Below are 25,776 nucleotides of genomic sequence, written 5' to 3'. Positions count from 1 at the left end.
AACAGCTTTCCGAATTTAAAAATTTGCTTGGCGACCATAGCGATTTGGACCCACCTGATTCCATGCCGAACTCAGAAGTGAAACGAATTAGCGCCGATGGTAGTGTGGGGCTTCCCCATGTGAGAGTAGGACATCGCCAGGCTTTAAATTTAGACTCAAGAGTCTAACCAGTGCGGAGCGGTAGTTCAGTTGGTTAGAATACCGGCCTGTCACGCCGGGGGTCGCGGGTTCGAGTCCCGTCCGCTCCGCCATTTATTCAGAAAGCCTAGTCTTACGACTAGGCTTTCGTCGTTTTAGAAGCCCGTTGCTGACGCAACGGGCTTTTTGCATTTTAGAACGAGAACGGACTGCGTCCTATAGAACGCTTCGCTCCGAGATCGGTCTTCGCCCTGCGAGAGTTTAGAGCGGACTTCGTCGTTCGAGATAACTGGAACGCTTCGCTGCTGGAAAACTAGACCGGACTTCGTCCTTCTGGAGGTGGCCGTTGGGACAATGGTGAAAGAACTTTGAATGCAAAAGGTGTTGAAAGGACTTGTTCCTAAAGAGAGATAATAATCCAGCTCTCCAGCTCTCCAGCTCTCCAGCTCTCCAGCTCTCCAGCTCTCCAGCTCTCCAGCTCTCCAGCTCTCCAGCTCTCCAGCTCTCCAGCTCTCCAGCTTCACCAAACAAGAGTGGCAACTTAGGCAAAACAACTAACTTTAGTTTATGGTCGGAGGTTTCTATGAACACACAGCAGTTAGTTTGGGATTTTGATGAACCACTAGATCTCTCTTCAGTGTCAATAGTAGACAGTTTCAATACTTTGCTAATGGTATTTGGTTCACTTAGCGAAGATGCCTCTGAAGTACTAAAAAACCATTATCCTAAATCTCATATTATTGGTTGTTCTACTGCAGGTGAGATCAGTAATGACGGTGCTTTAAGTGATTGTCTCGTCATTACTTTTATCCAGTTTGAAAAGACATCTGTGCGTAAGTCCGTGCGCTATTTATCGGAGTATCAAGGCGCATGTAAAGCTTTGGGGAGTGCACTCGCGAGAGATTTATTGCAGCCAGATTTACGACATGTTTTTGTGCTTAGTGATGGCCTCAAGGTTGACGGTACATTTCTTGTGGATGGTCTGCGTAGTGAGTTACCCGAGCACGTTAAGATTACCGGTGGTTTAGCCGGAGATTGCGTCAACTTTAATCAGACTAGAGTATATACAGAAAACGTACGTGCCTCTGGCTTAGTGGTTGCTATCGGTTTGTATGGCGAGGCTCTTCAGGTGAGTTATGGTTCAAGAGGAGGGTGGTGTGCATTTGGCATCGAGCGAAAAGTTACTCGATCTGAGGGCAATGTGCTTTACGAGCTGGATGATCAGAATGCACTGGAGATTTATCACAGCTATTTAGGTGACTTAACTAATGAATTGCCTTCGAGTGGGCTGAGGTTTCCTCTCGAAATTACTGATGTAGAGAAACAAACTAAATTGGTCAGAACGTTATTGGCAACGGATGATGAGTCTGGTTCGATTACATTCGCCGGGTATATTCCTAATGGCGTGACTGCAAGATTAATGAGAGCTAATGTCGACTCATTAATTGATGGTGCACAAGATGCAGCTAAAGTTTGCCGCGACTATATTGAGAGCTCGCCACAATTTGCTGTGCTGATTAGCTGTGTTGGCCGTAAATTGTTATTGAAGCAGCTAGCTGATGATGAGGTTGACGCTGTTAGAGAGGAGTTGGGCGAGCACACTATGTTATGTGGCTTTTATTCATATGGGGAGATAGCGCCTTTAGATAACAGACATAACTCAGAGCTTCATAATCAGACGATGACCATAACTGCATTCTCGGAAAAGTAGTATGCATCGATTACTCCAGAGACAGCTGAGGCGTATTTATCCTGACGGGATCCCTGATGATTCACAATTAACGCAACTGATAGAGTTGGTAGATGAAGGCTATCAGCATTTCGATGAGCAACTCACCATCACGGAACGCTCACTCGATATCAGTTGTAGTGAGTTAACCCACCGCAACCACACATTAAACCTGATTCTCGATTCACTACCCGACATGAGCTTATGGATAGATAGCCATGGAAACGTCAAAGATATTCGAAGTGGTAATTTTGACCCGCCACTGCTCACGTCGGAGTCAAACTTTTCTAACATATTTGAATTAGAAATTGTCCGTAGCTCGCCGGAACTCAAAAAGTTTATCAATGGTTACCAGACCAGCGGTAATAAGAGTGCCGATATCAACATTCATTGCTCTGGTACAGAGTACATTATGCGTGTTCGGCTGACCAATATGACGCAGAATACCTGGTTGCTGGTATTTCGGGATATCTACTTACGAAAGAAATTGGAAGAGTTGCAGCAACAAAGGTTCGAACATTCAAAACGTGTCACTAAACAATTACAAGGCTTAGTTAATGCTGCTCCAATCGGCATCATTATATGTAACCCTCAGCTTGAGGTGACAATGGTTAATGAGTTCAGTTGTCGGTTGCTCAACCGGCCCAAGTCTGAAGTAGTGGACCGTCATCCGAGTGAGTTTATTGCCTCTCATAGCCACAAACTGTTCAGGTCCAGGTTATGTTTGGTTGCCTCTCAAACAGAGGGGGTACCGACGGCTTCATGTGATTTGATGTTATTGCTTCCTGATGGTCGTTTTAGGCAGGTTGAGTTTGCGTTTAGCAAGTTGTCATTCGATGAACAACCTTTGATTATTATGTCTATTACTGACATTGAGGAACGTAAAAGCCTTGAAAATAAGCTGCGCACACTTGCAGCTACCGACGCTTTGACCGGAGCATTTAACCGTCGTAGTTTTCAGGAGCAAACAGAAAGAGCGCTTAGTACTTGTGCTCGATGGCGAGCTCCGTTGACAGTCGTCCTGCTCGATATCGATCATTTTAAACAGGTGAATGACCAGTTTGGCCATGCGGCAGGGGATGAAGTACTAATTGCTTTGGTGAGGCACATCCAGCAATCAACCAGAAATATGGATGTGGTAGGTCGTTTAGGGGGAGAAGAATTTGGTCTGGTACTCCCCAATACTGATAGTAGTTTGGGTTTCGAGATTGCTGAACGCTTAAGACGAGAAGTCGAAGCTATGGAAATCTACCATGAAGATCAGCCGTTAAAAATTACCATCAGTCTGGGGATGACCACTTTATCTTTCACTCAGCTTGCTACTCCTTTGGAAGATGTATTGGCACGAGTTGATGGTTATCTTTATGAAGCTAAATCTCTAGGACGCAATTGTATCGTTCGTAACTGACGCACTTTTTATTTTCGCCCTTACTTCATTTTATCTCCTTTCATTTTTATCAATCCTGACGATAGCTTATTGAATTTGTACTGAGTGAATAACAGCGATACAACAGAGCATACTTAACACCAAGCTAGTAAGGATAGGCGATGTTAGACTCTATGTTCTCTGTATTTATCGCACTATGGAGTCAAGATTTCTCGGTTTTACAAAGTCCAGAGAGTGCGCTTCTGATCTATTGTGTAGTCGGTGCTTTGATATTTCTTGAAAGTGGCTTTATTCCCGCCGCTCCTTTTCCTTGTGATAGCGTAGTGGTTCTATCGGGTACTTTAGCTGCGGTAGGTGTACTTGACCCGATACTTATCCTGCTGATTATCTGTGTTTGTGCGGCACTTGGTAGTTGGGCTGGTTACATGCAGGGGAGACTACTTAATCAGTTACCTAAAGTGCAGGGTTGGGTGCAAGCTGTACCAGCTAACCGCATGGCACAGGTTGATACCTTACTTGGTCGTCATGGTTTAATTGCTTTGTTCAGTGCGCGCTTTATTCCGGTAGTGCGTTCATTACTACCTTTGATGATGGGCATGAGAGCCAGCAAGGTGAGCAAGTTTCATTACTTCTCATGGTTGAGTGCAATCCTTTGGACGCTGCTGTTATGTTCTTTTGGTATGTTGCTTCCTATGCTACCTGAAAACCTCAACCGCTTGATTACAGCGGGATTGATGGCGGCTCCGGTGATTACTCTCTGTGTTGCTCTGTCTAGTTTCATTTTGCTGAGACTAAGAAGAGGCTGGCAAAAGCAACAACAAAAGGTCGAAGTAGTACAGAAGTAGTTTTAACTTCAGATTAAAAAAGGCAGCCAAATGGCTGCCTTTTTTATTTGCGTAGGGGACTATTCTTGAGTCACTTGCTCTTTACTCGACTCTTCATCCATCTCTTTTTGCTTAAGCTTAGCTTTTTCGATCATAGGTGTGATTGTTGAGCCTTGAATAAGAATGGAAAAGACCACCACTGAGTAGGTCATTACCAGCACAATCTCTTTTACATCGATCAGCTTGTCCTGAATAACCCATACGCCAGATGGAATGGATAGAGCCATAGCGAGTGCTAACCCACCTCGTAGACCACCCCAGGTCAAGATGTTGACTGACCAAGGGTTGTATTTGCGGTAGCGCTTGAAGCCGATGTAAGACAGGAACACACTCAAATAGCGCGCTGATAGCACCAATGGAATGGAGAACGCCATTAAAATCCAGTCTTCCTTATGGAATTCGAACAGCAGCATCGACATACCGATCAATAGGAATAACACGCCATTTAAGAACTCATCTACTAATTCCCAGAAGTGGTCGAGGTGATCTTCACTCTCTTTAGAGAAGCCGATGAAGCGTGTCCAGTTACCAATCATGATACCTGACACAACCATAGCCAGAGGCCCTGATACGTGAAGGACTTCAGCGAACGCATAGCCAGCGGTTGGAATACCAATAGTAAGCAGAAGTTCCATCGAGTGATCGTCAGTTGCGCTAATCAGATAGTGGAAAACTAATCCCAGTGCAAAGCCGTAGACGATGCCGCCAATCGCTTCTTGCATGAACAGTAGCGTAACGCTGCCAACGGTTGGGGCTTCTGTGCCGAAAGCGATGGTGAAGATGGTTACGAAGATAACTAAACCAAAACCATCATTAAACAATGACTCCCCTTCGATTTGAGTCGAGATGCGTTTTGGAGCGTCGAGCTTTTTCACAATCGCCAGTACAGCAATCGGGTCGGTTGGCGAAATCAGGGCGCCAAACAGTAGACAGTATATGAGATCGAATTGAATACCGATTAACTGACAGAAGCCGTACAGGCCAAACCCGATAAAGAAGGTCGAAAACAGGGTAGCACCTAGTGCAAGCACGGTTATTTCCCACTTTTGGTCTTTCAAGTTAGGAAGTTTGATGCCTAATCCGCCAGCAAATAGCAGGAAGCCCAGAATGCCCTTAAGCAAAAAATCTTCGAAGTTAATGCTTGCGACTGTGTTGGATGCGATTTCGGTAAGTTGGAACCAGTCATTCTGACCAGCAATCAGGATAAGCAGGGAGAGCATCATCGAACCAGCCGTAATGGCGATTGTGGTTTGCATTTTACCTATCTTGCTGTTTACAAAAGCAATCAACATTGCAGCTGCAGATAAGAAGCACAGAGTGTAATAGACCGACATTAGGAATCTCAGTATGTAACAAATTATGAATGAGGATTTTCTGCCTACTGTGTTTAAATAGCAAACACTTTTTGTCATATCTAAGTAAGCAATTTGATCTTTTAGACGTCTAGACTCCTTTAATAACTGTGATAGGATGGAGAGATAATTAAAGGAATGAGGCTGTACCGTGGGAAGTAATGTAAGGCAACAGATTGAAGCTCAATTAAAGCAACGTATCTTATTGATCGATGGTGGTATGGGCACCATGATCCAAGATTACAAACTCGAAGAGCACGATTACCGAGGTGAGCGCTTTGCTGACTGGCATTGTGATTTAAAAGGCAACAATGACCTGTTAGTCCTTTCTCAGCCTAAGCTTATCAAAGATATTCACGCAGCTTACCTTGAAGCGGGCGCTGATATTCTTGAAACCAATACCTTTAACGCGACGACAATCGCCATGGCTGACTATGATATGGAAAGCCTTAGCGAAGAGATCAACTTTGCCGCAGCTAAGCTGGCAAGAGAAGTAGCAGACGAATGGACAGCGAAGACTCCAGATAAACCTCGCTATGTAGCAGGTGTGCTTGGCCCTACTAACCGCACTTGTTCTATTTCTCCTGATGTAAATGATCCTGGCTACCGTAATGTTAGCTTTGATGAGCTGGTTGAGGCCTATTCTGAGTCGACTCGAGCGCTGATTAAAGGTGGTTCGGATCTTATTCTTATTGAAACCATTTTCGATACATTGAATGCTAAGGCGTGTGCCTTTGCCGTAGATTCTGTCTTTGAGGAAGTTGGCGTCGAGCTACCAATCATGATCTCCGGTACCATCACTGATGCATCTGGTCGTACTCTGTCAGGCCAGACAACAGAAGCTTTCTACAACTCTTTGCGTCACGTAAATCCAATCTCATTTGGTCTTAACTGTGCCCTCGGTCCAGACGAGCTGCGCCCATACGTTGAAGAACTCTCACGTATCTCAGAGTCGTTTGTTTCGACTCACCCGAATGCAGGTTTACCTAATGCATTCGGTGAATATGACCTGTCTCCTGAAGATATGGCGGTACATGTTAAAGAGTGGGCAGAAAGCGGTTTCCTTAACTTAATTGGTGGTTGTTGTGGTACGACTCCAGAGCATATCCGCCATATGGCGAATGCTGTGGAAGGTGTTAAACCACGTTCGTTACCAGAGCTGACAGTTGCTTGTCGACTGTCTGGTTTAGAGCCACTGACTATTGAGAAAGAAACTCTGTTCGTTAACGTTGGTGAGCGAACTAACGTTACGGGTTCTGCTCGCTTCAAACGTCTCATCAAAGAAGAGCTTTATGATGAAGCATTAGAAGTTGCACGTCAGCAGGTTGAGAACGGTGCGCAAATCATCGATATCAACATGGATGAAGGCATGCTGGATGCAGAAGCCTGTATGGTGCGTTTCCTTAACCTGTGTGCTTCTGAGCCTGAGATTTCAAAAGTGCCTATCATGGTCGACTCATCTAAGTGGGAAGTGATAGAAGCTGGTCTTAAGTGTATTCAGGGCAAGGGCATTGTGAACTCAATCTCTCTCAAAGAGGGGAAAGAGAAGTTTGTCGAGCAAGCTAAACTTATCCGCCGTTATGGTGCCGCAGTGATTGTGATGGCATTTGATGAGGTCGGTCAGGCAGAGACTCGCGAACGCAAACTAGAGATTTGTACCAACGCTTACAACATTCTTGTTGATGAAGTGGGTTTCCCGCCTGAAGACATCATTTTTGACCCGAATATCTTTGCGGTTGCAACGGGTATCGAAGAGCATAACAACTACGCTGTAGATTTCATTGAAGCGGTTGCCGATATTAAACGCGATCTTCCTTATGCGATGATTTCTGGTGGTGTATCCAACGTTTCGTTCTCTTTCCGTGGTAACAACTACGTCCGAGAAGCGATTCACGCTGTATTCCTCTACCACTGTTTTAAGAATGGTATGGATATGGGCATCGTAAATGCTGGCCAGCTAGAGATTTACGATAACGTACCGGACAAATTGCGTGAAGCGGTAGAAGATGTGGTGCTGAACCGCCGTGATGACGGTACTGAGCGACTGCTTGATATTGCTGCTGAATATGCAGGCAAAGGTGTTGGCAAAGAAGAGGATGCCTCAGCCCTTGAATGGCGTACTTGGTCGGTTGAAAAGCGTTTAGAACATGCTTTGGTTAAAGGTATTACTGAATTTATCGTCGAAGATACTGAAGAAGCCCGTGTCAATGCATCTAAACCACTAGAGGTCATTGAAGGACCTCTGATGGATGGTATGAACGTGGTTGGTGACTTGTTCGGTGAAGGTAAGATGTTCTTACCTCAGGTGGTTAAGTCTGCTCGCGTAATGAAACAAGCTGTTGCTCACCTTGAACCTTTCATCAACAAAGAGAAACAGGCTGGCTCCTCGAACGGTAAGATTCTACTCGCGACAGTAAAAGGCGATGTTCATGATATCGGTAAAAACATCGTAGGTGTTGTTCTGCAATGTAACAACTACGAGATTATCGATCTTGGTGTAATGGTACCGTGTGAGCAGATCCTAAAAGTCGCAAAAGAAGAGAACGTCGATATTATCGGTCTTTCAGGCCTGATTACTCCATCGCTGGACGAAATGGTTCATGTCGCTAAAGAGATGGAGCGCCTCGATTTTGACTTGCCGCTACTGATTGGTGGTGCAACAACATCTAAAGCTCATACGGCGGTTAAGATTGAGCAGAACTACAAGAACCCTGTGGTGTACGTAAACAACGCATCACGCGCGGTAGGTGTGTGTACCTCGCTACTTTCAGAAGAACTGCGTCCTGCTTTTGTCGAGAAATTAGATGCTGACTATGTCCGTGTTCGTGATCAGCATAACCGTAAGAAACCACGCACTAAACCTGTCACTCTTGAACAGGCTCGAGCAAATAAAGTCGCTATCGATTGGGACAATTACACTCCACCTGTCCCAGCAAAACCGGGTGTGCATGTGTTTGATGACTTTGATATTGCTACTCTTCGTCAATACATCGACTGGACTCCGTTCTTTATGACCTGGTCGCTGGTGGGTAAGTATCCGGCGATTTTCGATCATGAAGAAGTGGGTGAAGAAGCTCAGCGACTATTCAAAGACGCGAATGAACTACTTGATCGTGTTGAAAAAGAAGGCCTGATGCAGGCGCGAGGCATGTGTGCTCTGTTCCCGGCAGCTAGCATTGGTGATGACATCGAAGTCTATACTGATGAATCGCGAACTGAAGTCGCTAAAGTGCTGCATAACTTACGTCAGCAGACTGAGAAGCCAAAAGGCTTTAACTATTGTTTGTCTGATTATATTGCGCCAAAAGCGTCTGGCAAAAAAGATTGGATTGGTGCTTTCGCGGTGACTGGTGGTATCAATGAGCGCGAACTGGCTGATGAATATAAGGCTCAGGGTGATGACTATAACGCCATCATGATTCAGGCGGTTGCTGACCGTCTGGCGGAGGCTTTTGCTGAGTATCTGCATGAGCGAGTACGTAAAGAGATCTGGGGATACGCTGCGGATGAAAATCTATCTAATGAAGAGCTAATCCGTGAGAAGTATCAGGGAATACGTCCTGCGCCAGGTTACCCTGCTTGTCCAGAACATACAGAGAAAGGCCCACTTTGGGATCTGATGAATGTAGAAGAGACGATAGGCATGACACTCACATCGAGCTACGCGATGTACCCAGGTGCTTCTGTTTCAGGCTGGTATTTCTCGCATCCGGATTCTCGTTACTTTGCGATCGCACAGATCCAGCAGGATCAGGTTGAGAGTTACGCGGATCGTAAGGGTTGGGATATGTTGGAAGCTGAGAAGTGGCTTGGGCCTAATATCAACGGCTAACTTTATTGTTGACCAAATAAAAACGCAGCTCATAGAGCTGCGTTTTTTTATAACCAGTGGTCGAGATGAATTAAATCATAATAGTCGCTAAACCAAGGAAGACTGAAAGACCAATCACATCAGTGACCGTGGTTAAAGCCATACCACCCGCCAGTGCAGGGTCGATGTTCATCTTCTTGAGCAGAATAGGGATGGTTACCCCAGCAACGCCCGCGACAAACAGGTTGGTTAACATGGCTGCAGAGATAATGCCGCCCAGCATCCAGTTGCCTTTCCAGGCTACGACAATACCACCAATAATCAGTGCCCACATAATACCGTTGAGCAGACCGATAGCCGCCTCTTTTAAAAGCAGCTCACGTTTGTTGGAGTCACCGATATGACCGAGCGCCAGACCACGAATCACCAGTGCGACGGTTTGGTTACCGGCAACACCACCCATAGAAGGGACAATGGTCATCAACACCGCAATAGCAGCCATTTGGTCGAGAGTCGCTTCAAACATGTTAGAAACAGACGCAGCTGCCAGTGCTGCAAGCACGTTCGCTCCTAGCCAGATACTCCGTTTGCGGGCTGATTTAACTACCGGTGCGAAGGTATCTTCGTCATCATCCATACCCGCCATACTCATCATTGAGTGTTCGGCATCTTCACGGATAACATCAACCACGTCATCGATGGTGATACGGCCGACAAGGTGCTGCTTGTCATCAATAACCGGAGCGGAAACCCAGTTACGACGTTCGAACAGGCTGGCAATGTCTGAGTCACTCATGGTGACTTCAATTGCCTCATCCGCATCTTCCATTACATCACTGACTTTGACGTCAGGCTGAGTGGTAATGAGGGTTGTGATGGGTAGTTCACCGATTAAGCGGCTCTCTTCATCAATGACGTAGAGCGCATCGGTAGCCTCTGGCAGTTCGCCTTTCATACGCAGATAACGTAAAACAACATCAACGTCGACATCACCACGGATGGTGATTACGTCAGTGTTCATTAAGCTACCAGCGGTATCTTCTGGATACGAAAGAGCGGTCTCGACTAATAGACGCTCCGCAGCGTCCATTTGTGATAATACTTCTCTTGAGACGTCATCAGGCAGGCTTCGAAGTACGTAAGCGACGTCATCCGTCTCCATGCCTTCGGTTGCTTCCGCAAGCATCTCTGGTGCCATTTTAGACACGAGATCATCTTTAACATCCTCGTTTAGTTCATCGAGGATTTCACCATAGTCTTCTGGATCGGTAAGCTGCCAAAGTACTTCACGGCTTTTTCGCGGTGATGCTTCTAAGAGATGGGCAATATCTTCTGGTTCCATGTCCTGTAGTTGGCGACGGACATGGACAAAGCGACCATTTTCTAGTGCTTCAGTAACTTCTTGCAGGGCCTGGTGAGCTTGATCGAATTCTATTTGCTCTGCCATTGATTCCCCCTGACTCTATATTCCTACAATACTGTGAATAGTAACTGAATTTTAGGACGGATTTAATAAGTTAATGTGAAGGAAGGTCAATTAGTTAGACCATTTGGGCGATTACTCATCTTCATCGAATTTATCTTCAATCAGATGACACACTGCTTCAAGCGCTGGATGAGCATCGCTGCCTTCGGCGCTGATTGTCACGTGTTCACCTTGAGCTGACTCCAGCATCAGCAGTCCCATTACGCTATCAGCGGTTGCTTCTTTGCCTTCATGGTTCTGGATGGTGAGAATAGCGTCATAAGATTGAGCGAGTTCAACCAGTTTTACAGCAGCACGGGCATGGAGCCCCAGACGATTTTGAATTAACACAGTACGACTTTGCTGCTGCATAAACTATTCCTTATGATTTTTCTCTAATGAAGCGTGGCGGATTTGTACCTGATGGCCCATTTGGGCAAAGTACTCGCCAATCTGTTGGGTGAGGTAGACTGAGCGGTGTTTTCCACCAGTACAGCCAATAGCGACGGTCAGATAACTGCGATTGTTTTTTTCTAACAGTGGCAGCCAGTCTTCGATAAACTTCTGAATCTGACCTTTTAACTCCATCACCTCTTGATGGCCTTCTAAGAACGACTTAATTGGTGCATCCAGACCGGTAAGAGGCCTTAAATCTGGTTCCCAATGCGGGTTAGGTAAGAAGCGCACATCAAATACGTAGTCGGCATCACTTGGCAGGCCATACTTGAAACCAAACGACTGAAATACCATTACCAGATCTTTACGCTCGCGACCTTCAACTCGCATACGAACCGTTTCACTCAGTTCGTGCAGAGACTGGTTGCTACTATCGATCACTAAATCCGCATGTTCTTTTAGTGGCGACAGGATGCATCTCTCTTTCTCAATGGCTTGTTCCAGAGAGGTGTTTTCCAGGCTTAGTGTCAGTGGATGGATGCGTCGCGTTTCGCTGTAGCGCTTGAGTAACGTCTCTTTGTTCGCATCCAGAAACAGCACGCTGACATCTGAGCTTTGTTTAAGCTCTGCTAACACATCTTCGACAAGGTTTGGCTCAGTCGGTAGGTTACGAATATCTATGCTGACAGCGACGTTCTGCTTACTGGATTGAACGGTTTTTACGAACACTTCGAGCAAATCGACCGGTAAGTTATCTACGCAGTAATAGCCTAAGTCTTCGAGAACTCGTAGCGCTACGCTTTTACCTGCACCAGATTGGCCGCTGACAACGATAAGACGCATTAGTGATTAACCATAATATCGTACAGCTCTTGATCAGATTGAGCTTTACGAAGTTGTTTCAGGATCTGCTTATCGTTTAGACGCTCTGCCATACTAGAAAGGGTTTTAAGGTGCTCTTTACACTGTGCGTCTGGCACAAGGAGAGCAAAAAGTAGGTCTACAGGGCGGTTATCGATAGCATCAAACTCGACGGGAGATTCACATTGCAGTAAAACCGCAACGGCTTTGTCACTGGACTGCATACGAGCATGGGGAATGGCAATTCCATTTCCAATGCCAGTACTGCCCACTTTCTCACGGCTGAGCATGCATTCAAATAGTTCGGTTGAGTTTTGCCCGGTCTGCTCAGCGACAAGTTCACTGATCATCTCAAGGGCTCTTTTTTTACTAGTACATTGGACCGCACTTTTGGTGCAGTCCAATGTAAGGATTTCGCTTAGTTGCATGGTTTTAGTGGGCGTTTAGCTTTTCTTTGTGCTTGTTTAGCTGTCGAACAAGTTTGTCGACCAGGGAATCAATGGCGGCATACATGTTTTCATCGTCAGATGAGGCATGAATTTCGCCTTGGTTTACGTGAAGGGTAGCTTCAGCGATTTGACGTAGTTTTTCAACTTTTAATACAACATGGACGCTGTTTATGTGGTCAAAAAAGCGTTCTAGCTTTTGAAACTTTTCGTTTACATAGTCTTGCATTGAATCGGTGAGATCAACGTGGTGGCCATTAATATTGATTTGCATAGACTTTCCTTCTCGGTTTTAGGCCCTATAACAGGCGTTTGCGCTGACTTGACGGGGCTATACCTAATGACTCTCGGTATTTAGCAATTGTTCGTCTAGCGACCTGAATCCCTTGGTCAGCGAGTAGAGCGGCAATCTTACTATCACTCAGTGGCTTGGCACTGTTCTCGGCAGCGACGAGCTTCTTAATGAGTGCTCGGATTGCAGTGGATGAGCATTCTCCGCCATTGTCAGTACTGACATGGCTTGAAAAGAAGTACTTCAATTCAAAAATGCCACGAGGGGTATGCATATATTTCTGCGTTGTTACCCTGGATATGGTGGATTCATGCATGTCGACAGCGAGTGCCACATCATTTAACACCATAGGTTTCATGGCTTCTTCACCATACTCAAAGAAATCGCGTTGATGTTCAACAATACACTTAGCAACTTTGAGCAGAGTCTCGTTTCTACTTTCTAAACTTTTAATCAGCCATTTTGCTTCTTGCAAATTGCTGCGGATGTACTGACTGTCAGCGCTGTTGCCTTTGCCTAATGCGGCGTATTGCTGGTTCACTTTCAGTCGGGGTACTGAGTCTGGGTTAATTGTGACAATCCATTTGCCGTGATCTTTGTACACAGACACATCTGGAATGACGTATTCTGCGTGCTCAGAAGCGATGCGACTACCGGGTCTTGGGTCTAGCTGTTGAACTAGCTTGAGGGCTTCGCGCAGCTCCGCTTCTTTAAGCTTAGTCTCTTTAATGATTAGTTTGTAATCACGATTACCTAACTGGTCAATGTGGTCAGTAAGTACTAACTTTGCTTCTGCTAGCCAAGGTGTATCTTCTGGGTAAGTCGCTAATTGAAGTAATAGGCAGTCTTGCAAGTTATTTGAGGCTACACCTAATGGATCGAATTGCTGGATGCGCTTACGCACCGCTTCGATTTCTTCAATTTCAATTTCTTCGTTGTCGAAGCTTTCAAGAATGTCTTCAGTGGATACGGTTAAGTAACCATAGTCATCAATGGCATCTATCAATGCTAAAGCGATGGTTCGATCCGTTTCGCTAAATGGCGTCAGGTCTAGTTGCCAAATCAGGTAGTCTTGCAATGATTGAGTGGTTTCGCCTTGATAAACCGGAGCGTCATCATCGAGAGCGATGCCTGTGCTACCAGTGTTAGCACTGTAGACGTCGTCCCAAGTGGTATCAATTTCAAGGTCATTGCTGATTTCGGACTTTTCAATCAGTTCAGAGCTGTCTTTAACATCAGGCTCTGCGCTGTCTGCAAGCTCTACTGTAGGCTCTTTTTCCTCACTGCGAGTATTCTCTTCAGCAGTCGGTTCGTCATTGGTTTCCTCCACTTCTAGGAGTGGGTTTGAATCCAATGCTTCTTGAATTTCCTGTTGAAGGTCTAGCGTTGACAGTTGCAACAAACGAATCGCTTGCTGCAATTGAGGAGTCATCGCTAACTGCTGTCCTAGCTTGAGTTGTAATGAGGGTTTCATTCAGTATTGCTTGCCTTAATGCTGGAGAATCTTACCGTTCTTCCCTTTAATCATAGACGGAATTGTTCGCCGAGATAAACTTGTTTCACTTGTTCATTGTTAAGTACTTGCTCAGGCGTACCTTCTGCAATCAGGTGACCCTGACTTACAATGTATGCTTTTTCACATACATCGAGTGTTTCACGAACGTTGTGGTCGGTGATCAAAACGCCTAGGCCACGATCTCTCAGGTGTTCAATGATCTTTTTAATATCGATAACCGAAATCGGGTCAACACCAGCAAAAGGTTCGTCCAGTAAGATAAATTGCGGATTAGCTGCAAGTGCTCGTGCAATTTCTACTCGGCGACGCTCACCACCTGATAATGCCATACCAGCGCTGTGACGAATGTGCTGAATGTGGAATTCTTCCAACAAATCTTCCAACTTGTCCTGACGCTCTTCTCGAGTCATCTCTTCGCGAGTCTCAAGAACCGCCATGATGTTATCTTCTACAGACAGCTTACGGAAAATCGAAGCTTCTTGCGGAAGGTAGCCAATACCCATACGTGAGCGGCTGTGCATCGGAAGGATACTGATGTCTTTATCGTCGATGGTGATCGAGCCCTGATCGCGTGCAACCAGACCAACAATCATATAGAAAGACGTTGTTTTACCCGCACCATTTGGGCCAAGTAGACCGACAATTTGGCCTGATTCAACTTGCAGACTTACATCGGTTACAACGGTTCGACTGCCGTAGGTTTTAGCTAAGTGCTCAGCTTTAAGTATTGCCATAACTATTCTTGTACTGCTTGTGGCTGTAGAACGGTAGAAACGCGGTCGCCCTTGTCTTTACCATCAGCAATCAGCTTTTGAGATGAGATTTTATAACGGATCTTGGTACCACGAATCACGCTGTCATCTTGCGATAGCATTGCCTGATCAATCATGGTTAGTTGGTCATCTACCATCACGTAGTACAGTTCTTTGGCTTCGCCATACAGTGTCTTACCGTCATCGGTGAGCTGGGAAAAGGTCGCCAAATCACCGTATCCTTCAATCTCTTGGATAGAGCCATCTTTTGGATCGCGAGTAACAATGACTTTGTCAGCGTTAATGTTGATACTGCCCTGTTTCAACTTAACATCACCGATAAAGGTCACTTTGTTGCTCTGCATATCGAGCTGTTGACTATCTGAGTCGATATAAACTGGCTGTTCCTGGTCTGTAGATAGCGCCAATGCTTGGCTAGACAGAAATAAACAAGAAATCAGACTAAGGTGTGAGAGTTTCATATCTACCTTGTACGTGCTTGTATAGGGTCGCGTGATTGTCGGCAAAATTGCCTGTCATCGCTTGTCCTACTGTTTCAAATTGAGGGCCAACCATAATGACTTGGTTGTCTGCCCAAAAGTCTCTGCTGTCCAACTGGATATTCATAATATCGGTGGACAAGGTGTCAAAACCTGATTCTGGCAACAAATTGGTCGCGAGGACGTTTTCGTAGAGCGTTAATACATGCTCTTGAGTTAAAACGCCACGTTCAGCGGTAATTTCCCACTCTTGAGTGGTTCCTTCTTTGTAAACCTTGAGAACAGGCTGGTTAAAAATTGTGTCACCACTTTTTGCATAGTGGTCAAGATTGACCGATGTAATAACGTAGCTGCGAATACCACTTTCTGTATAAGAGGTATTTTCTAAGCCTTTTCCGCTAAACATCGGCAGCTCGGTATCTGGCTCAACCTGAATATCATAACCCTGCTGTTGGTCGAAAAGATAGTAAGCAGACCAGCATATTATGAAAGTCAGAATTAGATAGCCAATACGAGAAAGACTCATATACTTAGACCTTTGTGAACATCTAGTTCGTTTCGTGCTTGAAGAATGAGGTCACAAACTTCTCTTACTGCACCATGACCACCTTTGATTGAGGTGACATAGTTTGCTCTTTTTGCCAGTAGCGGGTGTCCATCTGCGACACAAACCTTAAGAGCAACCTGTTCCATTACAGGCCAGTCGATTAGGTCGTCACCAATATAGCCAGTGTGCTGTGGCGAGATACTGAGTTTATCGCAAATATCTTGATATGCTTTTACTTTGTCGTCTTGACCTTGATAAATCAGCGAAATGCCCAGTGCTTTCATACGATTTTCTACGATCTGAGAGCGGCGGCCAGTAATGATCGCAATTTCGATTCCTGCGTTCATTAATGATTTTACGCCATAGCCGTCTCGGGTATGAAACGTTTTAAGCTCTTCACCGTCATTGCCCATGTAAATCAGACCGTCAGAAAATACGCCATCAACATCGCAAATAAGCAACTTAATTTGTTTGGCAATTTCTAATGTGGATTGTTCCACTGGTTGATATAAAGTTTCAATCATTTCTGACATTACATCACTCCGGCTTTTAATAAATCATGCATGTTCAGTGCGCCGACAACTTTACCTTCTTCACACAACACTAAACCATTGATGCTCTTGTCTTGCATTAGGTTAAGACCTTCAGCGGCAAGCATATTTGGTTCTGCAGTGGTCGGATTCACTGTCATCACGTCACCAATCAATGCGGTATGAATATCGATACGCTTATCAAGAATTCGGCGTAGGTCACCATCGGTAAAAATACCGATCAACTGCTGGTGGTCATCGACTACCGCAGTCATGCCAAGGCCTTTCTGGCTAATTTCCAATAGCGCGTCACGCACTACGGTACTTGGTGTCACTAGAGGTAGGCTATCGCCAGTGTGCATGATATCTGCAAGTTTTAGCAGCAGTTTACGACCTAGAGCACCGCCCGGGTGTGACATCGCAAAATCTTCTGCGGTAAAGCCGCGTGCCTGCATCAGTGCCATAGCCAGAGCATCACCCATGACCAGAGTCGCGGTAGTACTTGACGTTGGCGCAAGCTGAATCGGGCAGGCCTCTTTCGGTACAGTGATTTGCAAGTGGATGTCTGACAGCTTAGCCATATTTGACTTAGGTTTGCCAGTCATACTAATAATCTTAATGTTGAGTCGTTTTAATACAGGGAATAAACCCAGAATTTCAGAAGACTCACCTGAGTTAGAAATAGCAAGAACGACATCTCCTGGTTCGATCATACCAAGATCGCCGTGCGCAGCTTCACCAGGGTGAACAAAGAATGAAGATGTACCGGTACTCGCTAAGGTCGCGGCAATTTTATTACCGATGTGACCAGATTTACCCATCCCCATCACGACAACTTTGCCGTCTTTATTCGCCAGAATCAGTTCACAGGCATTGATAAAGTCGTCATTGATGTACTGATCTAGTTGCTTGAGTGCCTCTACTTCTGTTTGCAGAACTTCTAGGGCTGCTGAACGATAATCAAACATAAAGGGCTCCGGAACGCGCTTAAGCGGTCATATTCATAATTAGGTAAGCTTGGTAGCCAATGAAACAGCAAAACAACACAGCACCTTCGAAACGGTTGATGCTACGAGACTTGCCCAATGCCATTGCAACTAACAACAGAGATACGCCGAGCATTACCCAGAAGTCACGACCCATTGCGAACTCACTCAGTACCGAAGGGTTGAGGATGCCAGGAATGCCCATTACGGCAAGAATATTAAACACGTTAGAGCCGATGATATTACCAACTGCCATATCATCTTCACCTTTCATCACGCCTGCTAAAGATGCAGCAAGCTCAGGTAAACTTGTACCGACGGCAATAATCGTCAAACCGATCACTAAGTCGCTCATGCCAAAGTACTGAGCAATGATGACTGCATTGTCGACCAGAACATCAGCCGCTAAAGGTAAAACGATAAGACCAATGACAACCCACATGGCTGCTTTTCCGTTGCTGACGCCCTCTGGCACTTCAGATTCTTGTTCTTCTATCAGCACATCGCCATTTTTCTTCTCATTGCGGCTAATGCGTAACATTGTCAGGATGAAGGCTGCAAAAAGTGCGAATAGCAGAATGCCTTCGTAGAAACCTAAATGGCTATCCCACAGTAAAACACCCGCCAGGATGGTGACACCAATCATTAGTGGTAGTTCGCGTCGTAAAACCGCTGAACTAATAGATAGCGGCTTAATCAGGGCGGTAATACCTAAGATTAATGCGATATTGGCAATGTTGGAGCCAAGTACGTTACCCACGGCCGTATCTGTTTTGCCATCAAGTGCAGCTGTTGCTGAAACCATCATTTCCGGTGCAGAAGAGCCCATTGCCAGAATGGTCATGCCGATAACCAGTGGGGAAATCCCTACATTTCGAGCTAAAGCAGCAGCGCCAAAGACGAGTTTATCTGCACTCCAAACCAAAAAGACCAATCCAATAACGAGAAACGCAACGGCTTCAAACATGATGATTCCTAATCAATATACAACGAGAGAATTTAACCGTTAATTTTGACGGTTTGGTTATTAAAAGGGAAGCGGTTCGTTCAATTAATTGTTAACCAAATTATCTAATTTATTAGGCAAGCCAGATGTCATGCCGATTAGCGAGAACATTCGTGGATCTCACAATTAATCGAACAGTGCTTTAAATTGTAAATGAATGTGCTTATGATTGCCCATTCATAAGGGAAGGTATAAGAGTTCAGCATGGGATCCGAAGACCTAGTTACAATTAACCAGCTAATGTTTTCTCGCGGAGAACGCAAAATATTTGATGGTGTCAGCTTACGTGTCCCTAAGGGTAAAATCACTGCGATTATGGGACCTTCTGGGATAGGAAAAACGACATTGTTACGTCTTATTGGCGGGCAAATCTATCCTGAAAGCGGCGAGATATGGTTTGATGGCCATAATATCCCGTCCCTGAGTCGTAAAAAGCTCTATCAAGAACGTAAAAAGATGAGCATGCTATTTCAGTCCGGTGCTCTTTTTACCGATCTGTCTGTTTTCGACAATGTTGCATTTCCTTTGCGTGAACATACCGACTTGGACGAGTCTTTAATACGTACACTGGTCTTACTTAAGCTAGAAGCAGTAGGACTGCGTGGTGCAGCCTCTTTAATGCCAAGTGAGCTATCTGGTGGTATGGCAAGACGAGCCGCTCTTGCCAGGGCTATAGCGCTCGACCCTGATCTGATCATGTACGATGAACCTTTCGTTGGGCAGGACCCTATTACTATGGGGGTGTTGGTTGAGTTAATCCGAAACCTTAACCAGGCGCTGGGTGTCACTTCTGTCGTGGTGTCTCATGATGTGCCAGAGGTGATGAGCATTGCTGATTGGGTTTATATCTTAGCCAATGGCAAAGTCATTGCTTACGGGTCACCAGAAGAGCTGCGTTCAAATCCAGATCCTCAAGTGCAGCAGTTTCTCCTGGGGGATGCTGATGGTCCAGTGCCGTTTCGTTACCCGTCTCAACCTTTAGCTGAGGAGCTTTTCTCATAATGGCAGGCTTAGCAAATTTTGTGGCTTCTGTAGGCCGTCGCGCCTTATCAGTAACAGAGTCTTTTGGCCGTGCAAGCCTGATGTTATTTGGTGCTTTGGCCAGTAAACCTCAGCCAATTAAGAATCTTCCACTGTTGATAAAACAGCTATATACAGTCGGTGTTCAATCGTTGATCATCATTGTGCTATCAGGCCTTTTTATCGGCATGGTTCTTAGCTTACAAGGCTACGTTATCCTGGTTGATTTTGGTGCTGAAGGCGCTCTCGGGCAAATGGTGGCTTTATCGCTGCTTCGTGAGTTAGGTCCTGTAGTGACCGCATTACTATTCGCTGGCCGGGCAGGCTCTGCTCTCACGGCAGAAATTGGCTTGATGAAAGCAACAGAGCAGCTTTCCAGTATGGAAATGATGGCCGTTGACCCACTCAAACGTGTCATTGCCCCCCGTTTTTGGGCTGGTGTCATTTCAATGCCGTTGCTGGTAATGATCTTTATGGCAGTCGGTATCTGGGGCGGACAGTTGGTGGGTGTTGACTGGAAAGGCATTGACCATGGTAGTTTCTGGTCGGCGATGCAAGCTTCGGTGGAGCTTGGTCAGGATATTGGTAACAGCATGATTAAGAGCATCGTGTTCGCAATCACGGTTACCTGGATAGCATTATTTAATGGCTACGATGCGATACCTACTTCAGAAGGTATTAGTCGTGCGACAACTCGCACCGTAGTCCACTCTTCTCTCGCAGTACTTGGTCTAGACTTCGTACTAACCGCATTGATGTTTGGGAACTAATCATGCAACAAACTCGAAAGATTGAATTATGGGTCGGCAGCTTCGTTCTTGCTGGAATTTGCGCAATTCTGGTGATGATTTTTCAAGTCGCTGACGTGAAAGGGCTTGGCTCCAATGATACTTATACGCTCAACGCTGAGTTCGATAATATCGGTAGCTTGAAAGTTCGTTCACCTGTCAAAGTGGGCGGTGTGGTTGTTGGTCGAGTATCGGCGATAAACCTAAATAGTGAGTCGTTACTACCGGTCGTAACTATGGCTATTAATAGCACTTACAACCAGTTCCCAGAGACATCAAGTGTAAAAATCCTCACCTCAGGTCTTATCGGCGAGCAGTATATTGGTTTAACACCAGGCTTTGTTTTTGACGATGAACAGATGCTGGTGGAAGGGGACTATATTGAAGATACCAAGTCAGCGCTGGTACTAGAGGACTTGATTGGACAAGTTCTGTATAGCGTTGGTGGTTCGGAAGATTAGGGAGATAACGATGTTTAGAAAGTTAGTACTTACTCTTCTTACGTTTTTTGTCGCATTTAATGTGACAGCGGCTGAAATTGATAAGACTCAGCCGTATGAAATGATGAAGCAAGTTTCTGAGCAAGCCTTTGAACGACTTAAAGCAGAGCAAGATAAGATTCATCAGGATCCGGATTATTTAAAAGTGATTGTTGAAGAAGAGCTGATGCCTTTCGTCAACGAGAAATATGCAGCACTTAAACTACTCGGGCCAAACCTGAAAGGCGCAAAACGCGAGGATGTAAGTAAGTTCATCGTTGCATTTCGTGCTTATTTAATCAGTTCATATGCTCAGGTTCTGACTCAGTACACAGACCAGACGATTGAATTTGGTCCTGAAACAAAACGTAGTGCTAATAAAAATATCACTAGCGTAAAAGTGGATATTATTGATGCGCCAAGACCCAACATTAAGCTGGAGTTCAAATTGCGTAGAGATAAAAAGAGTGGTGAATGGCAAGTGTTTGACATGATTGCTGAGGGCATTAGTTTGCTATCGAGTAAACAGTCTGAGTGGAGCACTAAACTACGCCAAGAGGGTATTGCGGCAGTAGCAGAAGAGCTCGAAGCGCTTTCAAAACAAGCGATTCGATTTGAGAGTGCCGCTAAATGACACATCCTCAATGGCAAGTTAATAGCGAGCATCAGTGTGCCTTAAGTGGACCTCTGGACAGAGACACTGTGCCTGCTCTCTGGACTGAACTGCAGGCGTTCAAGCCGACTCAAAATGAGATGGAGTTATCATTAAAAGCCGTTGAGCGTATCGACTCAGCAGGAATGGTGATGCTAATTCATCTATTAGAGAATGCAAAAAACAAACTGTCATATAATGCTCAGTTTCGTGCCGACTGAATTGCGCACATTGTTTCAGCTAAGCAACGTAGAACAAGTCGTTGCTGGGCATTTAAAGAATACTACAGGGGTGAATTGTGGATAGCGCAAAAGTACAACAGATTTTAAACGAAGCACTGAATCTAGAAGAGCTGCACGTCAAAGGCGAAGGCAGTCATTATGAAGTCGTTGCTGTTGATGCTTGCTTCGACGGAATGAGTCGCGTTAAAAAACAACAGCTAATTTATGCACCACTGATGGAATATATCCAACGAAATGACATCCACGCAGTTTCTATTAAAGCTTACACTCCTGAGGAGTGGGCTCGTGATAAGAAGTTGATGTCACTGTAAGGTTTTAAAATGGAAAAGTTTCGAGTTACAGGTTCAAAAAAGCCTCTAGTAGGTGAAGTAACCATTTCTGGTGCCAAAAACGCTGCACTACCAATTTTGTTTGCTTCTATTCTGGCTGAAGAGCCTGTTGAAGTAGCAAACGTACCGCGCTTGCGTGATATCGACACCACGATGGAGCTACTTGAGCGTCTTGGTGCAAAAGTCGAGCGTAACGGCTCTGTGCATGTTGATCCTAGCAGCATCAATGAGTACTGCGCGCCTTATGACCTGGTGAAAACAATGCGTGCATCAATCTGGGCTTTAGGTCCGTTGGTTGCCCGTTTTGGTCAAGGTCAGGTGTCACTACCAGGTGGCTGTGCTATTGGTGCTCGCCCAGTAGACCTACATATTCATGGCTTAGAGCAGCTAGGTGCCACAATTACCTTAGAAGACGGTTACGTTAAAGCTAACGTTGACGGGCGTCTTAAAGGTGCTCACATTGTGATGGATAAAGTGAGTGTTGGCGCAACCATTACTATTATGTGTGCAGCAACTCTGGCTGACGGCACTACGGTTCTTGATAACGCAGCGCGTGAGCCTGAGATTGTTGATACCGCAGATTTCCTCAACAAACTTGGGGCTAAAATCTCTGGTGCAGGTACAGATACGATTACTATTGAAGGTGTAGAGCGTCTTGGTGGCGGCAAGCACTCTGTAGTGGCTGACCGTATTGAAACAGGTACTTTCCTTGTTGCTGCGGCGGTTTCAGGCGGTAAAGTGACGTGTCGTAACACTAAAGCACACCTTCTTGAAGCTGTATTGGCTAAGTTAGAAGAAGCAGGCGCGGCAGTTGAAACGGGTGAAGACTGGATCTCTGTCGATATGACTGACCGTGAACTTAAAGCGGTAACAATTCGTACTGCACCTCACCCTGGTTTCCCTACTGATATGCAGGCTCAGTTCACCTTGCTTAACCTGATGGCGAAGGGCGGTGGTGTTATTACTGAGAACATCTTTGAAAACCGCTTTATGCATGTACCCGAGTTAATGCGTATGGGCGCTAAAGCTGAGATCGAAGGCAACACAGTTATCTGTGGCGATGTTGATGAACTTAGCGGTGCACAGGTTATGGCGACGGATCTTCGTGCTTCAGCGAGCTTAGTGATTGCTGGCTGTATTGCTAACGGTGAAACTATCGTTGACCGCATCTACCACATCGACCGCGGTTACGACAAAATTGAAGATAAGCTATCTGCTCTTGGCGCAAATATTGAACGTTTTCGCGATTAGAGATAAAATCAGCTAACGCTTGTAAGCCGAAACGCGAGTTTCGGCTTTTTTATGAACGACAGATCAGTTAAAGTCTGGCTCAATTGAAATGATCCTCGCTGATCTTGGAGAACCACAATGATTGCACTATTACGTGTATTGGCTGTTGCGATTTTTGCAATTGTTATGTTTGTTTTTGGTTGCGGCTACTGTTTATTAAGCCCGCGTAACCCAAAGCACGTTTTTACCTTTGGTCGCCTGTTTGGCAAGATGTCGCGTATTTTTGGCATCAAGCTAGAACTGCGTATTCCTGAAGATGCTTACGAGCGCGGTCAGCATATCTATATTGCTAACCACCAGAACAACTGGGACCTTTTCACTGTCTCTTCTGCAGTAACACCGAAAGTTGTGACTGTGGGTAAAAAGAGCCTGGCGTGGATGCCGCTGTTCGGTCAGCTTTACTGGTTAACTGGTAATATTCTGATTGACCGTGCTAATCGCTCAAAGGCGAAAGGCACCATTGACCAAGTGGTTGATAGCATGAACAACAGTGACGTATCGGTATGGATGTTCCCAGAGGGTACACGTTCTCGTGGTCGCGGTTTACTGCCTTTTAAAACAGGTGCTTTCCATGCGGCTATCGGCGCGAAGCTACCAATTATTCCAATCGTATGTAGCTCTACTGCAGGTATTAAGCTAAATCGCTGGAACAACGGCCACGTGATTGTTGAGATGCTACCACCAGTGCAAGTCGATGAATTCGGTAAAGAGCATGTTCGCGAGTTAGCTAACACCTGCCGCGAGCAGATGAAGTCTAAGCTTGAAGCTCTCGATGCCGAAGTTGCGATGCTGAACCAACAGCAGGGCGTAAAAGCTTAATTAAGCTATCTTGTTCGACGATTGATAAACCAGTAGGTGTGAGTCTACTGGTTTTTTTATATCTGTTGTCGTGAGTTACTTGACCGCGATTCCCACATCCAGTTGCTCTAGCCAATCTAAAAAGCGCTGAACATTGTCACCTTTGAAGATGCCTCCATGCTGAGGACAAAGCATGTCAATGTCGAGTTGGCTAACCTGATCTATCCAGGCCCGTTTCGCTTTATTTGAGGGCATCCAGCGACGATGGAAATACTCCATTTTTGCCGTGTGTTGTTCAAAATCTTCGACAAAGAATGGCGCCTCAGGTGCGTCTAGCGCAGCACCAATGTCACCGGACATCAGAATCTTTGCTTTCGGGTCATAGACAGAAAAGTTACCAGATGAGTGCATATAGTGGGCAGGGATAAATTGAATATCTAGCCCGGATAATGACAAACAGCCCCCCTCATCCTTTATAGGCGCGAATGAGATCGACTCCATACCAAAGTGACGGATAAACCCTTCCCACAGCCAGGGGGAGTAGAGGGTAGCTGAGGGAAGGGCTTTGTCCCACAACCCCAGCGATGAAATGATATCGGGGTCTTGGTGAGAGGCAAAAAGATACTTTATGTGATCGATCGGAACTTCTTTAACGACACTGCTTAGCATCGAAGAAAACAACTCAATGCCTCCAGGGTCAAGCAGAATAGCTTGCTGCTTATTGACGATCATGTACTGATTGGTATCGATGATTTTTTCAGGTTTTAGGGGATCCCTGGCAAACATCACCCAACGGTGTTCATCATCTCTATACAGAACTTTTGATTGCATAATTTTCCTTATCGAACAATGAGAATAGTTTGAGGGATTGCAATACGTGTTCACGAATAGCTTCTGCAAACTCCTGAACGCTATCTGCTATTGCATTGAGCTGATCCTTGAAGCGTTCCTCTACTTGAGAGGCTTCTACGCTAAGCATGGTGGAAATAATGCGAGCGACCCGCAGTTCGCTATACAAGCTATTGAGCAGCGCATACAGATGCTTAGAGTCTTTAGAAAAAGTGGAATTGAGTTGTTCAAACTCGCGATGGCACTGCTGTCTGGTGCGATCCAGACTATTTAAAAACGCAGCGTCTTTGGCGCGCAGATAAACAGACTCGAAATGGTTTAACACTTCCAAAGCTCGCGCCCCGGCAGTCGCGACTTTGCTGAGCTCCTGCGCCTTTTGATTGATTGAGCTGGAGGTGGTGAGAGTCAGGCGTACTAAACCATCGATAGAATCAGTAATAGGGTGGAAGCCAGCGGCACTATCACCAGCTCTGAGAGCGAGTGCTCGTGCATTGCTGGCAACAAGTTGTAACTGCTTAGCGATAAGGACGCCGCGATTGAGTTCGGCAGAGACTTCCGCCGCCACAATAAAGAGGTGCTTCCTAGCCATATCTATTTCCTTATTAATATTATGGAATAAATATAGGAAGGGATATCCAATTATGCCACATCAGCATATGTTGGAGAATCGAGAATCGAGAATCGAGAATCGAGAGTTGAGAGGGGAGGCGGTTGTGAGTGTTAGTTGGAAT

At 45.5% G+C, this 25,776-nt stretch carries 26 protein-coding genes, 1 tRNA gene, 1 rRNA gene and 1 pseudogene; 14 read left to right on the top strand and 15 right to left on the bottom strand.

Features of this window, described 5'->3' with window-relative positions; all coding sequences use genetic code 11:
• Positions 1 to 26: 26 nt before the first annotated feature.
• From rrf to RH46_RS03615, 5 genes are all read left to right on the top strand, one after another.
• Positions 27 to 142, top strand: a 5S ribosomal RNA gene (gene rrf / locus RH46_RS03635).
• A 32-nt stretch (positions 143 to 174) separates the two neighbouring features.
• Positions 175 to 251, top strand: a tRNA-Asp gene (locus tag RH46_RS03630).
• Between the two features lie 470 nt (positions 252 to 721).
• A complete protein-coding gene (locus RH46_RS03625; RefSeq protein ID WP_006878050.1) occupies positions 722 to 1,849 on the top strand; it encodes an FIST signal transduction protein in 1,128 nt (375 codons plus the stop codon).
• A 1-nt stretch (position 1,850) separates the two neighbouring features.
• Complete coding sequence (locus RH46_RS03620) at positions 1,851 to 3,275, top strand: sensor domain-containing diguanylate cyclase (RefSeq protein ID WP_006878049.1); 1,425 nt, start codon at positions 1,851 to 1,853, stop codon at positions 3,273 to 3,275.
• Positions 3,276 to 3,415: 140 nt separating this feature from the next.
• Entirely contained in the window at positions 3,416 to 4,099 is a 684-nt protein-coding gene (locus tag RH46_RS03615) for a DedA family protein (RefSeq protein ID WP_006878048.1), read from the top strand.
• Between the two features lie 59 nt (positions 4,100 to 4,158).
• Here RH46_RS03615 and RH46_RS03610 read toward each other — a convergent pair whose 3' ends face one another.
• Positions 4,159 to 5,472 (bottom strand): cation:proton antiporter, encoded by a 1,314-nt coding sequence (locus RH46_RS03610; RefSeq protein WP_006878047.1) that lies wholly within the window; start codon positions 5,470 to 5,472, stop codon positions 4,159 to 4,161.
• 169 nt (positions 5,473 to 5,641) lie between these two features.
• On the opposite strand from RH46_RS03610, the gene metH reads away from it, so the two are divergent.
• Positions 5,642 to 9,322, top strand: coding sequence for a methionine synthase (gene metH / locus RH46_RS03605; protein ID WP_006878046.1), 3,681 nt, complete (start codon positions 5,642 to 5,644; stop codon positions 9,320 to 9,322).
• Between the two features lie 70 nt (positions 9,323 to 9,392).
• Here the strand turns inward: metH and mgtE are convergent, their stop codons facing one another.
• From mgtE to RH46_RS03545, 12 genes are all read right to left on the bottom strand, one after another.
• Positions 9,393 to 10,748 carry a magnesium transporter gene (mgtE, locus tag RH46_RS03600; protein ID WP_006878045.1) on the bottom strand — a complete coding sequence of 452 codons (1,356 nt, stop codon included), beginning with the start codon at positions 10,746 to 10,748 and terminating at the stop codon, positions 9,393 to 9,395.
• Positions 10,749 to 10,859: 111 nt separating this feature from the next.
• Positions 10,860 to 11,138: an HPr family phosphocarrier protein gene (locus RH46_RS03595; protein ID WP_006878044.1), complete on the bottom strand. Its 279-nt coding sequence runs from the start codon at positions 11,136 to 11,138 to the stop codon at positions 10,860 to 10,862.
• A gap of 3 nt (positions 11,139 to 11,141) precedes the next feature.
• Complete coding sequence (gene rapZ / locus RH46_RS03590; RefSeq protein WP_006878043.1) at positions 11,142 to 12,005, bottom strand: RNase adapter RapZ; 864 nt, start codon at positions 12,003 to 12,005, stop codon at positions 11,142 to 11,144.
• Complete coding sequence (ptsN, locus tag RH46_RS03585) at positions 12,005 to 12,451, bottom strand: PTS IIA-like nitrogen regulatory protein PtsN (protein ID WP_006878042.1); 447 nt, start codon at positions 12,449 to 12,451, stop codon at positions 12,005 to 12,007. The genes rapZ and ptsN overlap by 1 nt, the downstream gene beginning before the upstream one ends.
• A 4-nt stretch (positions 12,452 to 12,455) precedes the next feature.
• Positions 12,456 to 12,743, bottom strand: coding sequence for a ribosome hibernation promoting factor (gene hpf / locus RH46_RS03580; protein ID WP_006878041.1), 288 nt, complete (start codon positions 12,741 to 12,743; stop codon positions 12,456 to 12,458).
• 25 nt (positions 12,744 to 12,768) lie between these two features.
• The gene (locus RH46_RS03575; RefSeq protein WP_006878040.1) at positions 12,769 to 14,235 is read right to left on the bottom strand and encodes an RNA polymerase factor sigma-54; all 1,467 of its coding nucleotides are present in this window, start codon (positions 14,233 to 14,235) and stop codon (positions 12,769 to 12,771) included.
• A gap of 50 nt (positions 14,236 to 14,285) precedes the next feature.
• On the bottom strand, positions 14,286 to 15,011 hold the full coding sequence (lptB, locus tag RH46_RS03570; protein ID WP_006878039.1) for an LPS export ABC transporter ATP-binding protein: 726 nt from the start codon (positions 15,009 to 15,011) through the stop codon (positions 14,286 to 14,288).
• Positions 15,012 to 15,013: 2 nt separating this feature from the next.
• On the bottom strand, positions 15,014 to 15,511 hold the full coding sequence (lptA, locus tag RH46_RS03565) for a lipopolysaccharide transport periplasmic protein LptA (protein WP_006878038.1): 498 nt from the start codon (positions 15,509 to 15,511) through the stop codon (positions 15,014 to 15,016).
• Positions 15,492 to 16,055 carry an LPS export ABC transporter periplasmic protein LptC gene (gene lptC, locus RH46_RS03560; protein WP_006878037.1) on the bottom strand — a complete coding sequence of 188 codons (564 nt, stop codon included), beginning with the start codon at positions 16,053 to 16,055 and terminating at the stop codon, positions 15,492 to 15,494. The genes lptA and lptC overlap by 20 nt, the downstream gene beginning before the upstream one ends.
• A complete protein-coding gene (gene kdsC / locus RH46_RS03555; protein ID WP_006878036.1) occupies positions 16,052 to 16,609 on the bottom strand; it encodes a 3-deoxy-manno-octulosonate-8-phosphatase KdsC in 558 nt (185 codons plus the stop codon). Before kdsC ends, lptC begins: the two co-directional genes overlap by 4 nt.
• A complete protein-coding gene (locus tag RH46_RS03550) occupies positions 16,609 to 17,574 on the bottom strand; it encodes a KpsF/GutQ family sugar-phosphate isomerase (protein WP_006878035.1) in 966 nt (321 codons plus the stop codon). Before RH46_RS03550 ends, kdsC begins: the two co-directional genes overlap by 1 nt.
• Positions 17,575 to 17,593: 19 nt before the next feature.
• Entirely contained in the window at positions 17,594 to 18,559 is a 966-nt protein-coding gene (locus RH46_RS03545; protein ID WP_006878034.1) for a calcium/sodium antiporter, read from the bottom strand.
• A 243-nt stretch (positions 18,560 to 18,802) separates the two neighbouring features.
• On the opposite strand from RH46_RS03545, the gene mlaF reads away from it, so the two are divergent.
• The 8 genes and pseudogenes from mlaF to RH46_RS03505 all read left to right on the top strand — a co-directional run bounded on the left by mlaF (position 18,803) and on the right by RH46_RS03505 (position 24,217).
• Positions 18,803 to 19,600: a phospholipid ABC transporter ATP-binding protein MlaF gene (gene mlaF / locus RH46_RS03540; protein WP_006878033.1), complete on the top strand. Its 798-nt coding sequence runs from the start codon at positions 18,803 to 18,805 to the stop codon at positions 19,598 to 19,600.
• Positions 19,600 to 20,388 carry a lipid asymmetry maintenance ABC transporter permease subunit MlaE gene (gene mlaE, locus RH46_RS03535; protein ID WP_006878032.1) on the top strand — a complete coding sequence of 263 codons (789 nt, stop codon included), beginning with the start codon at positions 19,600 to 19,602 and terminating at the stop codon, positions 20,386 to 20,388. Before mlaF ends, mlaE begins: the two co-directional genes overlap by 1 nt.
• Positions 20,389 to 20,390: 2 nt before the next feature.
• Positions 20,391 to 20,867 carry an outer membrane lipid asymmetry maintenance protein MlaD gene (gene mlaD, locus RH46_RS03530; protein ID WP_006878031.1) on the top strand — a complete coding sequence of 159 codons (477 nt, stop codon included), beginning with the start codon at positions 20,391 to 20,393 and terminating at the stop codon, positions 20,865 to 20,867.
• A gap of 10 nt (positions 20,868 to 20,877) precedes the next feature.
• Positions 20,878 to 21,519, top strand: coding sequence for a phospholipid-binding protein MlaC (gene mlaC, locus RH46_RS03525; protein WP_006878030.1), 642 nt, complete (start codon positions 20,878 to 20,880; stop codon positions 21,517 to 21,519).
• Positions 21,516 to 21,843: pseudogene (locus RH46_RS03520) on the top strand (STAS domain-containing protein). The gene mlaC and the pseudogene RH46_RS03520 overlap by 4 nt, the downstream one beginning before the upstream one ends.
• Positions 21,836 to 22,090, top strand: a complete 255-nt coding sequence (gene ibaG / locus RH46_RS03515) for a BolA family iron metabolism protein IbaG (RefSeq protein WP_006878028.1) — start codon at positions 21,836 to 21,838, stop codon at positions 22,088 to 22,090. Before RH46_RS03520 ends, ibaG begins: the two are co-directional and overlap by 8 nt.
• A 9-nt stretch (positions 22,091 to 22,099) precedes the next feature.
• Positions 22,100 to 23,359, top strand: coding sequence for a UDP-N-acetylglucosamine 1-carboxyvinyltransferase (gene murA / locus RH46_RS03510; protein ID WP_006878027.1), 1,260 nt, complete (start codon positions 22,100 to 22,102; stop codon positions 23,357 to 23,359).
• 117 nt (positions 23,360 to 23,476) lie between these two features.
• Positions 23,477 to 24,217, top strand: coding sequence for a 1-acylglycerol-3-phosphate O-acyltransferase (locus RH46_RS03505; protein ID WP_006878026.1), 741 nt, complete (start codon positions 23,477 to 23,479; stop codon positions 24,215 to 24,217).
• A 75-nt stretch (positions 24,218 to 24,292) separates the two neighbouring features.
• Here the strand turns inward: RH46_RS03505 and RH46_RS03500 are convergent, their stop codons facing one another.
• Together RH46_RS03500 and RH46_RS03495 are read right to left on the bottom strand one after the other, a co-directional pair.
• Positions 24,293 to 25,027, bottom strand: a complete 735-nt coding sequence (locus RH46_RS03500) for an oxygen-binding di-iron domain-containing protein (protein ID WP_006878025.1) — start codon at positions 25,025 to 25,027, stop codon at positions 24,293 to 24,295.
• Positions 25,005 to 25,634, bottom strand: a complete 630-nt coding sequence (locus RH46_RS03495) for a hypothetical protein (protein WP_006878024.1) — start codon at positions 25,632 to 25,634, stop codon at positions 25,005 to 25,007. Before RH46_RS03495 ends, RH46_RS03500 begins: the two co-directional genes overlap by 23 nt.
• Positions 25,635 to 25,776: the final 142 nt, after the last annotated feature.

The organism is Vibrio brasiliensis LMG 20546 (assembly GCF_000189255.1).
GTDB lineage: Bacteria > Pseudomonadota > Gammaproteobacteria > Enterobacterales > Vibrionaceae > Vibrio > Vibrio brasiliensis.
The sequence above is the reverse complement of the archived record's forward strand: the minus strand, read 5'-3'. Positions and strand labels throughout refer to the sequence as shown.